At 69.9% G+C, this 12,578-nt stretch carries 7 protein-coding genes and 1 pseudogene; 7 read left to right on the top strand and 1 reads right to left on the bottom strand.

The window, feature by feature from the left end:
• Nucleotides 1-35: 35 nt before the first annotated feature.
• The 4 genes from OHB13_RS25825 (at nt 36) to OHB13_RS25810 (ending at nt 6,853) form a co-directional block, all read left to right on the top strand.
• The gene (locus OHB13_RS25825; RefSeq protein ID WP_328378657.1) at nt 36-1,415 is read left to right on the top strand and encodes an FtsW/RodA/SpoVE family cell cycle protein; all 1,380 of its coding nucleotides are present in this window, start codon (nt 36-38) and stop codon (nt 1,413-1,415) included.
• Nucleotides 1,412-2,869 carry a penicillin-binding transpeptidase domain-containing protein gene (locus OHB13_RS25820; RefSeq protein ID WP_328378656.1) on the top strand — a complete coding sequence of 486 codons (1,458 nt, stop codon included), beginning with the start codon at nt 1,412-1,414 and terminating at the stop codon, nt 2,867-2,869. The genes OHB13_RS25825 and OHB13_RS25820 overlap by 4 nt, the downstream gene beginning before the upstream one ends.
• Before the next feature lie 67 nt (nt 2,870-2,936).
• A complete protein-coding gene (locus tag OHB13_RS25815) occupies nt 2,937-4,064 on the top strand; it encodes an amidase (RefSeq protein ID WP_328378655.1) in 1,128 nt (375 codons plus the stop codon).
• Nucleotides 4,065-4,153: 89 nt separating this feature from the next.
• On the top strand, nt 4,154-6,853 hold the full coding sequence (locus tag OHB13_RS25810) for a SpoIIE family protein phosphatase (RefSeq protein WP_328380390.1): 2,700 nt from the start codon (nt 4,154-4,156) through the stop codon (nt 6,851-6,853).
• A gap of 180 nt (nt 6,854-7,033) precedes the next feature.
• Here OHB13_RS25810 and OHB13_RS25805 read toward each other — a convergent pair whose 3' ends face one another.
• Complete coding sequence (locus OHB13_RS25805; protein ID WP_266853086.1) at nt 7,034-8,134, bottom strand: ferritin-like domain-containing protein; 1,101 nt, start codon at nt 8,132-8,134, stop codon at nt 7,034-7,036.
• Nucleotides 8,135-8,261: 127 nt separating this feature from the next.
• Here OHB13_RS25805 and OHB13_RS25800 point away from each other — a divergent pair, with 127 nt between their 5' ends.
• The 3 genes and pseudogenes from OHB13_RS25800 to OHB13_RS25790 all read left to right on the top strand — a co-directional run.
• Nucleotides 8,262-9,194, top strand: a complete 933-nt coding sequence (locus OHB13_RS25800; RefSeq protein WP_266853088.1) for an AurF N-oxygenase family protein — start codon at nt 8,262-8,264, stop codon at nt 9,192-9,194.
• A gap of 648 nt (nt 9,195-9,842) precedes the next feature.
• On the top strand, nt 9,843-11,606 hold the full coding sequence (locus OHB13_RS25795; RefSeq protein WP_328378654.1) for an RICIN domain-containing protein: 1,764 nt from the start codon (nt 9,843-9,845) through the stop codon (nt 11,604-11,606).
• Nucleotides 11,597-12,514, top strand: a pseudogene (locus tag OHB13_RS25790) (class I SAM-dependent methyltransferase); the annotation flags it as partial. The gene OHB13_RS25795 and the pseudogene OHB13_RS25790, both read left to right, overlap by 10 nt.
• Between the last annotated feature and the right edge of the window lie 64 nt (nt 12,515-12,578).

The following is a 12,578-nucleotide window of genomic DNA, read 5'->3' as shown; positions in this document are numbered from 1 at the left end:
GGACATAGCGTCACCGTCTTGCTACGTTGCCTGGCATGACCGCAACGACGGCGGACGCTCCCCCGCCCGAACTACGTCTGCCGAAGCGTCGGGGCGTCGAACTGGTGCTGCTGATCGGCGCCGTACTGATCTCCGTCTACGGCTACATCGACGTCGGACTCGCCAAGAACGACGCGGTACCGGCGGACACCCTGAACTACGGTGCGGGTCTTGGCCTGCTGGCGCTCCTCGCCCATCTCGCCGTCCGCTTCCGCGCCCCGTACGCGGACCCGTTGCTGCTGCCGATCGCCGTGCTCCTCAACGGCATCGGCCTCGTGCTCATCTACCGTCTCGACCTGGAGACCCCGGGCAACAGCGCGGCCCCCACCCAGCTGATCTGGTCCACGCTCGCCGTGGCGCTCTTCATCTGCTGTGTGCTCTTCCTGCGCGACCACCGGGTCCTTCAGCAGTACACCTACCTCTCGGTCGCCGCCGCCCTGGCCCTGATGATCATCCCGATCTTCTTCCCGGCGGTGAACGGCGCGAAGATCTGGATCCGGGTCGGCGGTTTCTCCATCCAGCCCGGCGAGTTCGCCAAGATCCTGCTCGCGGTCTTCTTCGCCTCGTACCTCTCGGCCAACCGCAACGCGCTCTCGTACACGGGCCGCAGGATCTGGCGGCTCCAACTGCCCACCATGCGCGTGCTGGCACCGGTGCTGGCGATCTGGCTGATCAGTGTGGGCGTCCTCGTCCTGGAGCGCGACCTCGGGACCTCGCTGCTCTTCTTCGGCCTGTTCGTGATCATGCTGTACGTGGCGACGGGCCGGCTCAGCTGGATCGCCATCGGCATGGTGATGGCCGCGTTCGGCGCGTTCGTCGTGGGCAGCCTCGAACCCCATATCCGCGGCCGCGTCGAGGACTGGCTGCACCCCTTCGCCTCCATCGACGCGGGCCAGGGCGCCAATCAGCTCGCCCAGTCGCTCTTCGCCTTCGCGGCCGGCGGCATCCTCGGCACCGGTCTCGGCCTCGGCCACTCGATCCTCATCGGCTTCGCCGTGAAGTCCGACTTCATCCTGGCCACGGCGGGCGAGGAGCTGGGGCTCGCCGGGCTCTCCGCGGTCTTCCTGCTGTACGCCCTGGCGGTGGCCCGTGGCTACCGGGCCGGGCTCGCGCTCCGCGACTCCTTCGGCCGACTGCTCGCGATCGGTCTCTCCTCGATCCTGGCGATCCAGGTGTTCGTGATCGCGGGCGGGGTGATGGGGCTGATCCCGCTGACCGGTATGGCGATGCCCTTCCTCGCCCAGGGCGGCTCCTCGCTCGTCACCAACTGGGTGATCGTGGCGCTGCTCATCCGGATCAGCGACTCCGCGCGCAGACCGGATCCGGGGTTCGTGGAGACCGGGATCATCGCGCCGATCGTGGAGGACGAGTCGTGATCCGCTACATCCGGCGTGCCGCCGCCTGCTGTCTGCTGCTCCTGGTCGCGCTGCTGGCCAACGCCGCCAGAATCCAGGTGTTCCAGGCGGACTCGCTGGACAAGAACCCGGCCAACCGCCGCCAGACCATTGCCCGTTACCACGAGCCGCGCGGCAACATCCTGGTCGGCGGGCACAGTGTCACCGGGTCGAAGGACACCGGCCAGCAACTGCGGTACGAGCGCACGTACCGCGACGGACCGCTGTACGCACCGGTCACCGGCTACGCGTCGCAGACCTACGGCACCACCCTGATCGAGAACGCCGAGGACGGTATCCTGTCCGGCACCGACTCGATGCTCGCCCCCTTCCCGCTCTGGAACGAACTGACCCGCGCGCAGCAGCCGGGCGGCAGCGTGGCCACCACCATCAAGGCGTCGATGCAGGAGGCCGCGTACAACGGGCTCGGCGGCAGGCGTGGCGCGGTCGCCGCCGTCGAGCCGTCGACCGGGAAGATCCTGGCGCTGGTCAGCAGCCCTTCGTACGACCCGGGGGACCTGTCGGGCACCGGCCCGTCCGTCAGCAACGCCTGGTCGCGGCTGACCGGCTCCGCCGACCAGCCGATGCTCAACCGGGCCATCCGGCAGACCTATCCGCCCGGTTCGACGTTCAAGATCGTGACGGCGGCGGCCGCCCTCGACTCGGGCGTGGTCACCGATATGAACGCGGACACCGACACCCCCGATCCGTACACGCTGCCCAACACCACCACCGTCCTGCCGAACGAGGCGAGCGGCTGCGGGAACGCCTCACTCGCGTACGCCATCGAGGTCTCCTGCAACACCGTGATGGCCAACCTCGGAGTCAAGGTCGGGCTCAGCGGGATGGACGACGCGGTCGGGAAGTTCGGCTTCAACGACGCCGGCCTGAGGATCCCCTCCGGGGTGGCCAGGAGCAACTTCGACACCGACATGAGCAAGGACCAGCTGGCGCTCTCGTCGATCGGGCAGTTCAACACCTCGGCGACACCGCTGCAGATGGCGATGGTCTCGGCCGCCGTCGCGAACGGGGGCGAGCTGATGTACCCGCATCTGGTCGACGAGACCCGCGCCAAGGGCGGCCGGGTCGTCAGCCGTACGGGATCGAAGTCCTACCGCCGGGCGATGGACGCCTCCACGGCTGTCCAGCTCCAGCAGATGATGGTCGACGTCGTGACCCAGGGCACCGGGTCCAACGCGGCGATCCCGGGCGCGACGGTGGGCGGCAAGACCGGCACCGCGCAGAACGGGGTCAACAACGCCGGTACGCCGTATGCCTGGTTCATCTCCTGGGCGAAGGCCGACGGCGCGAGCCAGCCGGCGGTCGCGGTGGCCGTCGTGGTCGAGGACGCGTCGGCCCACCGTGCCGACATCACGGGCGGCGGCTTCGCGGCCCCGATCGCACGGGCGGTCATGCAGGCGGCACTGGGACACTGACGGCGAGGCCGGCGGGCGGGCACCGGCAGCCGGCGCGGGTGGGACGAGGGGGACGCAGGTGGTGGCGATGAACGCGGCGGTGGCGGAAGCGCTGGGACGGATCGCACGGCTGGACCCCGCGCTCAGCGCCTTCACCGAGGTCTGGCCGGACGCGCCGCCGGGCGGCCCATCGCCGGGCGGCCCAGCGGGCCACCCGGTGGACGGCGGGCCGCCGCGCTCCGGGGTTCCGCTCTCCGGGATGCCGCTCTCCGGGGTTCCGTTCGCGGTGAAGGGCCCGTCCGGCATCCGCGGGTACGCGGCCCGGCGGCTGCGGGCCGCGGGCGCCGTCCCGGTCGGCTCGACGGCGGTGCCCGGGCCCGGGACGCACTGGCAGACCTGGGGTCTCGGCGCACACGGTCCCACCCGCAATCCATGGCGCCCGGACCGTACCCCGGGCGGTTCGTCGGCCGGGTCGGCCGTGGCTGTGGCCACCGGCATGGTCCCGCTGGCCACCGGGAGCGACGGTGCGGGATCGGTGCGGATACCGGCCGCGTGGTGCGGCGTGCTGGGCCTCAGGACGACGGCGGGGCTGCTGCCGTCGCCGGACAGGACCGGGCTGGCGTCGGCGGGTGTCCTGGCGGCCGGCGCCGACGGGGCGCAGGCGTATCTGCGCGCGGTGACGGGCCGGTACGAACCGTCCCTGCCGGAGTTCCCGGTGCCCGCCGTATGGTCGGCCGACCTGGGCTTCGCCGCGGTGGACGACGAGGTGGAACGGGTCGCGAGGCGGGCCGTGGAGCGGATGGCGGCGGCCGGTCTCGTACGCCTCGACGCCACCTCGTACGACCTGCTCGACCCGTGCGACGCCTGGCTGGCGGTGCGCGGCGGGCAGCCTGACCTGGCCACGGCGGTCCGCGCGGAGAACGACCACCGGCTGGCGTCCCTCTTCGCCCGGACCCCGTTGCTGCTCACACCGGTGACACCGAATCGGCCGCATGGCCACGAAGGACCGGGCGAACGGTACTCGACCTCGCTGACCTGGGCTTTCAACCTCAGTGGCCATCCGGCGGCGAGCATTCCCGCAGGGTTCGGGCCTGACGGGTGCCCGGTGGGGCTGCAGATCGTCGCGGCACCCGGGCAGGACGCCTCGCTGGTGGAGATGGCGCGGGCCGCCGAGTCGATCACGGAAAGAAGCGCTTGGTCCGCTTCGCCCCACTAAGGGATCAATGCTATGAAACGAGGGTGACCGCACACCGCCGGAGCCCCGTGCCGCACCCGTCGCGCTGGGGGCTGCGCCGGAGCCTCGCCATGCAGGTGTTCGGTATGCAGGTGGTGCTGATCGTCCTGCTGGTCGCAGCCGCCGCTGCGGTGCTGGTGCTGCAGTCCAGGTCCGACAGTGTGCGCGGGGCGCGGAGCCGCTCGCTGGCCGCGGCCGAGGCATTCGCCCACGCTCCCGGGCTGCCGCGGGCGCTGCGCTCACGCGATCCGACGGCCGTACTGGAGCCGCTGGCGGAGGGCGCCCGCAAAGCGGCCGACATCGACTTCGTCACCGTGATGAACACCAAGGGGATCCGCTACACGGACCCCCAGCGCGCGCTCATCGGCAAGCGGGCCTCAGGTGATCTGAGCAGGGCCGTGGCGGGGCACCCCTTCACCGAGGTCTTCTACGGGGCCCCGTCCGACGCCGTGCGCGCCGTCGCCCCCGTGCTCGACGGCCACGGCCGTGTGGTCGGCCTGGTCGCGGCCGGGATCGAGATCAGCAATGTGACGGATCTGGTCAGCCAGAGGCTGCCGCTCTTCCTCGGCACCGCCGCGGCCGCCCTCGCCCTGGCCACCATCGGGGCGGCGCTCGTCAGCCGCCGGCTCGGCCGCCAGACACACGGTCTGGGACCCGCCGAGATGACCCGGATGTACGAGCACAACGACGCCGTTCTGCACGCGGTGCGCGAGGGCGTGCTCATCATCGGCAGCGACGGGCAGATCCTGCTGGCGAACGACGAGGCGCGCCGGCTGCTCTCCCTGTCGCCCGATGCCGAGCTGGACCGGGTCGCGGACCTCGGGCTCGCCCCGGCCATGGAGCGACTGCTGACCCGGGGCGAGGCGGTGACCGACGCCGTACACCTGACCGGGGACCGGCTGCTGGCGGTCAATATGCGGCGCACCCGGACCCGCGCCGGACTCGGCAGCAGAGTGGTGACCCTGCGGGACACCACCGAACTGCGCGCCCTGACCGGCCGCGCCGAAGTGGCGCGGGAACGGCTGCAGTTGCTGTACGACGCGAGTGGGCGGGTGGGCACATCGCTGGACGCCGTGCGGACGGCCGAGGAGCTGGCGGAAGTGGCCGTGCCGCGGTTCGCCGACTTCGTCACGGTGGATCTGACGGAGCCCGTGCTGTCCGGCGGGGAGCCCGGCGGCGCCTTCACCTCGATGCGGCGGGCTGCCGTGCGCGGTGTCCGCGACAGCGATGCGCTGGACCCGGCCGGCACCCGGATCGACGTGGTGCCCGGCACCCCGCTGGCGCAGTATCTGGCCTCCGGAGAGCCCACTCTGGAGGTCGATCTCCCCGGGGCGTACGACTGGCGGCAGCAGGACCCGTCCGGCGGCCTGCGCGCCGTCGACGAGGGGTTCGGTTCGCTGATCCGGATGCCGCTCACGGCGCGCGGGGTCGTGCTGGGTCTGGTGAGCTTCTGGCGCGCCGTGGAGCGTGAGCCGTACGAGGAGGACGACCTCTCCTTCGCCGAGGAGCTGGCCCTGCGGGCGGCGCTGAGCGTCGACAACGCCCGCCGGTTCACCCGCGAGCACACCACGGCGGTCACCCTCCAGCAGAGCCTGCTCCCCCACGATCTGCCGGAGAACCGGGCCCTGGACGTGGCCCACCGCTATGTTCCCGCCCGGACCGGGGTGGGCGGCGACTGGTTCGACGTCATCCCGCTGCCCGGCGCCCGGGTCGCGCTGGTCATCGGCGATGTCGTGGGGCACGGCCTGCACGCCGCCGTGACCATGGGCCGGCTCCGTACGGCCGTCCACAACTTCTCCTCGCTGGATCTGTCCCCAGACGAGATCCTGGGCCATCTCAACGACCTGGTCCTCACCATGGACGAGGGGAACAGCTCGCTGGGTGACGGCACGGTCGTCACCGGGGCCACCTGTATGTACGCGGTCTACGAGTCCGTGTCGGGCCGCTGCACGGTGGCCAGCGCCGGCCACCTCGGCCCGGCGCTCGTCGGCCCCGACGGAACGGCGCGGTTCCCGGCCGTCCCGCTGGGTCCGCCGCTGGGCACCGCCAGCCTGCCCTTCGAGACCGCGGTGCTCGACCTGGCCGCCGGGAGCAGCCTGGTGCTGTACACCGACGGCCTGGTGGAGGAGCGCGGCCGGGACATCGATGTGGGCCTTGAACTGCTGCGCACCACCCTGGAGGAACAGGCCGGGCTCGACACGGAGCCGCAGGAGATGTGCCGGAGCGTGTTCGACGCGCTGTCGCCCTCGCACCGGGAGGACGACGTCGCCCTCCTCGTGGCCAGGACCCGGCTGCTCGACCCGTCGTCGGTCGCGGACTGGGAGCTGGAGGCCGATCCGGCGGCGGTCGCCACGGTACGGTCCGAGGCGGCCCGCAGACTCGGCGAATGGGGCCTGGACGAGATCGCGTTCAACACCGAGCTCATCCTGAGCGAACTGCTCACCAACGCGGTCCGCTACGGCACCGCCCCGATCCACGTGCGGCTGCTCCACAGTGCGACCCTGACCTGCGAGGTCGCCGACAGCAGCAGCACCTCACCGCATCTGAAGCGGGCGGCGGCTATGGACGAGGGCGGGCGCGGGCTCTATCTCGTCGCGCAGTTCGCGGAGCGCTGGGGCACTCGGTATCCGCCGCACGGAAAGATCATCTGGGCCGAGCAACTCCTCACCGGGCCACAGGCGCAGCCCCAGCAGTGGTCCGTGGACCTGGACGATCTGGATGACCTCGATGACCTGGAAGGCCTGGGAGGCCCGGAGGGCTCTGGCCTGTGACGGGAGACGGGGACGGCGCCGACGCCGGCGCGTAACGGGATACGGGATACGGGATACGGGGACAGCACCGACCCGTAACGGGACACGGGAACAGCACCGGCCCGAACGGGACACCGGAACAGCACCGGCCCCGCGTCGGCGGAGCGGCGGCAACAGCACCAGCGCCGGAGCGGCAGCGCCTCAGGCTCCGTCCGCGATCGCCGACTCCACCTCGGCGACCCGCTCCTGCTCCTCCTGCGCGAACCGCTCCCGGTCGAGCTGCTCGGCTATCTCCTCGTCCTGCGACATCAGCAGGTCCAGGTTCGAGTTGCCCATCTCGAAGACGCCCATGTCGACGTACGCCTTCTGCAGCCGCTTGCCCCAGAGGCCGATGTCCTTGACGCACGGGACGATCCGACTGAACAGCAACTGCCGGAAGAGCGTGAGGAATTCGGACTGCTCCGAGAGCTCCTCGGCCTCCTTCTTCGCGATGCCGAAGTTCTCCAGGACCTCCACGCCGCGCAGCCGGTCGCGCATCAGGTAGCAGCCCTCGATGACGAACTCCTCACGCTCCCGCAGTTCGGCGTCGGTCAGCTGCTTGTAGTAGTCGCGGAGCGCCATCCGCCCGAAGGCCACGTGGCGGGCCTCGTCCTGCATCACGTACGCCAGGATCTGCTTGGGCAGCGGCTTGTCGGTGGTGTCGCGGATCATGCCGAAGGCGGCGAGCGCCAGACCTTCGATGAGGACCTGCATCCCCAGGTACGGCATGTCCCAGCGGGAGTCGCGCAGGGTGTCGCCGAGCAGGGCCTGGAGATTGTCGTTGATCGGGTAGAGCATCCCGATCTTCTCGTGCAGGAAGCGGCCGTATATCTCGGCGTGCCTGGCCTCGTCCATGGTCTGGGTGGCCGAGTAGAACTTGGCGTCCATGTCGGGTGCGGACTCCACGATCCGGGCCGCGCACACCATCGCGCCCTGCTCACCGTGGAGGAACTGGCTGAACTGCCAGGACGTGTAGTGCTTGCGCAGCTCGCCCCGGTCGCGTTCGGTCATCTTCGCCCAGTGGGGCGTTCCGTACAGGGTCATCGCCTCGTCGGGCGTACCGAGCGGGTCGTACGGGTCCACTTCGAGCGACCAGTCGATGCGCTTCGCGCCGTCCCACTGCTTGTCCTTGCCCTTCTGGTACAGGGCGAGGAGCCGGTCGCGCCCTTCGTCGTACTCCCAGCTGAACCGGGCCGAACCCGACGCGGGTATCTGCCAGTTGGGCTCGGCCGGTCCCTTGGTATAGAGCTCATGCGTCGACATACCTGGCAGGCTCACACGTTGGTAGACGCCGGGTCAACAAGTCGCGCGCAAGGGATTGACCATCTTACTGACAAGCAGTCTTATAAGAGGTGACCACCGGTAACCCCAAGCGCGAGGTACCTCAGAGATGACGACAGCGACCGAACGCGAAGTGCTCCGTGACGCCCTCGGCCTGCTCAGGGACCGCGAACAAGTGGCCGAGCGCCTCCTCGAATCGTCCGCCAAGCACTCCTTCGACCCGGACAAGGAACTGGACTGGGTGGCCCCCGTCGAGGACGGCAAGTGGTTCTGGCCGCCCGAGCTCGTATCGCTCTACGACACCCCGCTCTGGCGGAAGATGTCCGAGGACCAGCGGATGGAGCTCGCCCGGCACGAAGCGGCCTCGCTCGCCTCGCTCGGCATCTGGTTCGAGATCATCCTGATGCAGCTGCTCGTCCGGCACATCTACGACAAGTCGGTGACCAGCAATCACGTGAGGTACGCGCTCACCGAGATAGCCGACGAGTGCCGGCACTCGATGATGTTCGCCAGGATGATCCAGAAGGGCGGGGCGCCGTCGTACCCGGTCCCGCGGATGTACCACAACCTGGCGCGGGTACTGAAGACCGTCTCGACCACCCCCGGTTCCTTCGCGGCGACCCTGCTGGGCGAGGAGATCCTCGACTACATGCAGCGGCTGACCTTCCCCGACGAGCGCGTACAGACCCTGGTCCGCGGGGTGACCCGGATCCATGTGGTCGAGGAGGCGCGCCATGTCCGTTACGCACGGGAGGAGTTGCGCCGCCAGATGGTCACCGCGCCGCGCTGGGAACAGCACTTCACGAGGCTCAGCTGCGGCGAGGCGGCGCGGGTCTTCTCCACCTGCTTCATCAACCCCCAGGTGTACACGAACACCGGCCTGGACCGCCGCGAGGCCGTCGCCCAGGTCAAGGCGAGCGGCCACCGCGCGGAGGTCATGCAGAGCGGCGCCAAGCGGCTGACGGACTTCCTGGACGACATCGGCGTACTGCGGGGCGCGGGGCGCAGGCTGTGGGTCAGCTCGGGGCTGCTGGCGAAGTAGGGCGGCCGGGGCCGGGCCGGGCACGCGAGGGCGTCATCGGGAGGCGCGGTGAGCGGCGTGGGATTCCCGCTCGCAAGAGATCGATTTTCGGTCAGTTCCGTCCCCGGACCCAGGCTTTCACCTCACACACCCTTCACAACCTTCTCACAGCTAATCCGTAGTGTGCGCACGGGAGTTACCCGTTCACAGAGGTCCATCTACTCGCTGATGCGATCGAGTCAACGCCGTAGTCATCGCTTGCAGCAGTCCGTTGACCTGTGCCTATGGCGCGTTCCGCGCCTCGGCGGGGATCTTGACGCACCCCGCCGGTGGCGTTGACCGAACTGGCATTCCGGGGGGGGTGCCGCACACAGCGCCTGAGGAGGCCCGCTTCTTCCAAGCGCGGTCCCTCCTGCCTCCCTTCGGTGTGCCCATCACCTCCGAAGGGATACTCCGTTGCGCCCAGGACCGTGGTTCCGTATGCCCGGATTTCGAAGATCCGGAATCCTGACCCCGGTGGTCACGTCCGTGGCCGCCCTCGCCGTTCTCGGCGGACTGACCGTGCGCCCGGACCTGCTGGATCTCGGACGGAGTGCCGAGTCGGCGAGTGACTCGTACGACTAGTACGAGGACACGGTTGCCGAACAGCTCCGTCAGGACCAGTGCTTGATGGGCGATGTGCTGCGTCTGGGCGGCCCGTCGATGGCCAAGACCACACAGGGTGGCCTCAACCAGACCCCGGACCAGCTGCGGGTACTGGCCGACCGGCAGTACTGGCAGAAGACTCCGCTCGCCACCGCGTACACGGCGGACCGCGAGGCGGCGGGCAAGGAACTGGACACCCTTGGCGCCCGGCCGGGCGCGTGGCAGAAGCCGCTCTCGGGCCTGGAGAGCCCGGCCGGTTTCACCGACGCCGACTTCCAGTGGCCTCCGGGATCACCCGGGAGCGGGACGGACGACTTCTACTCCCAGACGGGTCTGAGCCCCTGGATCGCCGACCGCTTCTGGAAGAACGAGAGCGACTTCTACCAGGACTCCACCCCCCAGGCCGATGCGAAGACGCTGAAGGCAGTGAACGCCGTCGGCGCTCCGCTCTACGGCAAGGACCCCGACCCCACCGGCCTGTCGAAAGACGACTGGGACCGTGCGGTTGCCGAACACGATGTTTTCGAATGGCTGCAGGGAGAGCCGGCCGGGAGCGCGGGCGCGGACGACGCTCGCATCTTCCTTGCGTCCGGCGGCTTCCCCCACACGGCTCCGCAACCGGGAAGCGCGGAGTACCGGATCGCCGTCGAGGATCTGAAGTCCCGGTTCGCCGGCTGTGCGTGGCGTGACCCGGTCGATCCGGACAAGGTGCTCGGAGGCATATCGGCCACTGCTGCCGCGGAGTGGCAGCAGGAGATCGCCTCCCAGCAGGTGCAGCGCAACCAGGTCCTGGACGCGAACGCCGCCCTCGCCACCGGGGCCAAGGCGCTGGGCGAGCTGCTGGGCCAGTCCTGGATCGCTGACCATCTCGCCCGCTGGCAGGACTACTGGTCGCCGGGCGGTGCCGGATGGATCGGCGACGCCCCGGGGGTGATCGAGGTGCACGCGGCGAAGGGCAAATGCCTGGACGTGCAGAGTGCCGCGAAGACCGACGGCACCCCGGTCCAGGTGTACACGTGCAACGGTTCCGCGGCGCAGGCGTGGCGGGTGTACGGCGACGATGTGGGTCTTCACCTGCAGAACGTGAACTCCAACAAGTGCCTCGACGTGAACGGGAACGCCGCGGTCAACGGCACGCAGATCCAGATCTGGGGGTGCCACGAAAACCCGGCGCAGACCTGGGAGTACAACCGCCACGCCACTACGAGCCTGAAGAACGTCGGTACCGGCAAGTGCCTCGACCTGCACACGTTCGCCGACGGCCTCAACTCGCAGCTGTACACGTGCAACAACACCGCTGCGCAGCAGTTCGACATCAAGCCGTCCGGGCACACCGGTCAGGTTCCGCCGAAGGCACAGTTCGACCAGGCCACCAAGGGCGTCACCGACGCCCAGGCGGCCGCGAAGAAGCAGCTCGCCGCCCTCAAAGTGCAGGCCGCAGCGGCGAAGACGGCCGCCACGACCTCGGACACGGCCGAGACCGACGCGTACGCCGTCGCGGACAAGAACGGCGCGCCACGGGGCCGTGGCCTGCTGGTCGGAGAGCAGAAGGCGCAGGTCACCCAGGGGGCATCTGCCGCTCTTGCGGCGATGGTGAAGGCGGGCGAGACCGCCGAGGCCGCCACCCGCGCGTCCGGTGGGGACAGCGAGACCATCGCGCAGCGGGCGCTCGCCCAGGCCGCGCAGGTGAAGGCGGAGTTCCGTAAGGAAGCGGCGCACAGCGCCGAGCTGCAGGCCAAGGCCGCAGCGGATGCGGCGAAGGTCCACCGGGACAACGCGCGGATCTGATTGACGACCCGGGCACCAACGCGGTCGCGCACCTGCACCGGCTGCGTGGCCTGCTGCTGGAACAGTGCGATCGCGCCGCTGCCATGGTGGCAGCCATAGACACGGAATTGAGGGCACGGGCGATGGGTGTCAGGACGACATCAGAGGACCAACTCAGGTCGTTCGGGGCGCATTTGTACGAGGTCATCGGGTCCGCTTACCCGGCGACGCGGCGCACCGAGCCGCGGATCGCCGCGCGGGTATGGGACGCACTCGGGGACGCACGGACCGTACTGAACGTCGGGGCCGGCACCGGCTCCTACGAGCCCCCCGACCGCAACGTGACCGCGGCGGAACCGTCGGCGGCGGTCATGCGGACACAGCGTCCCGTGGGCGCGGCGCCGTGTGTGGCCGCCGGTGCGGAGAACCTCCCGTTCGAGGACCAGTCCTTCGACGCCGCGATGGCCTTCAGCACCGTTCATCACTGGCACGACCCGATCGCCGGGCTGTGTGAGATGCGGCGCGTGGCCCGCCGCGTAGTGGTGTTCACACACGACGCCAGTGACAACGGCTGGCGTCACCGGTTCTGGCTCACCCGCGACTACCTGCCTGAGGTCGCCGGCCTCGTCGCCGGCCGCCCCTCGGTTGACCAGCCGGCCCGCTCGATCGGAGCCCGCATGGAGCCGGTGCTCATCCCGTGGGACTGCGCCGACGGCTTCCTGGAGGCCTGCTGGTGCAGGCCCGAGGCGTATCTGGACGAACATGTGCGCCGCGCGGTGTCGGTGTGGACCAGAGTCGGGCCGGAGGCAGAACAGCGGGCCGTGAACGGGCTCCGCGACGACCTTTCCTCGGGCCGGTGGGCCGAGCGCAACAGTGACCTCGTCGATCTCGACACGGCAGAGCTCGGCCTCCGCCTGCTCGTAGCCTGAACGCCTGTTCGTCGCCTGAACCATCGTGGGCGAACGCCGTCAGAGGTGCTGACCCGCCGGAATC

The organism is Streptomyces sp. NBC_00440 (assembly GCF_036014215.1).
Classification (GTDB): domain Bacteria; phylum Actinomycetota; class Actinomycetes; order Streptomycetales; family Streptomycetaceae; genus Streptomyces.
The sequence above is the reverse complement of the archived record's forward strand: the minus strand, read 5'-3'. Positions and strand labels throughout refer to the sequence as shown.

Excerpts from the sequence above, each read along its gene's own strand:
- OHB13_RS25825 (WP_328378657.1), top strand. The coding sequence starts at position 36 with ATGACCGCAACGACGGCGGACGCTCCCCCGCCCGAACTACGTCTGCCG.
- OHB13_RS25815 (WP_328378655.1), top strand. The coding sequence starts at position 2,937 with ATGAACGCGGCGGTGGCGGAAGCGCTGGGACGGATCGCACGGCTGGAC.
- OHB13_RS25810 (WP_328380390.1), top strand. The coding sequence starts at position 4,154 with ATGCAGGTGTTCGGTATGCAGGTGGTGCTGATCGTCCTGCTGGTCGCA.
- OHB13_RS25805 (WP_266853086.1), bottom strand. The coding sequence starts at position 8,134 with ATGTCGACGCATGAGCTCTATACCAAGGGACCGGCCGAGCCCAACTGG.
- OHB13_RS25800 (WP_266853088.1), top strand. The coding sequence starts at position 8,262 with ATGACGACAGCGACCGAACGCGAAGTGCTCCGTGACGCCCTCGGCCTG.
- OHB13_RS25795 (WP_328378654.1), top strand. The coding sequence starts at position 9,843 with ATGGGCGATGTGCTGCGTCTGGGCGGCCCGTCGATGGCCAAGACCACA.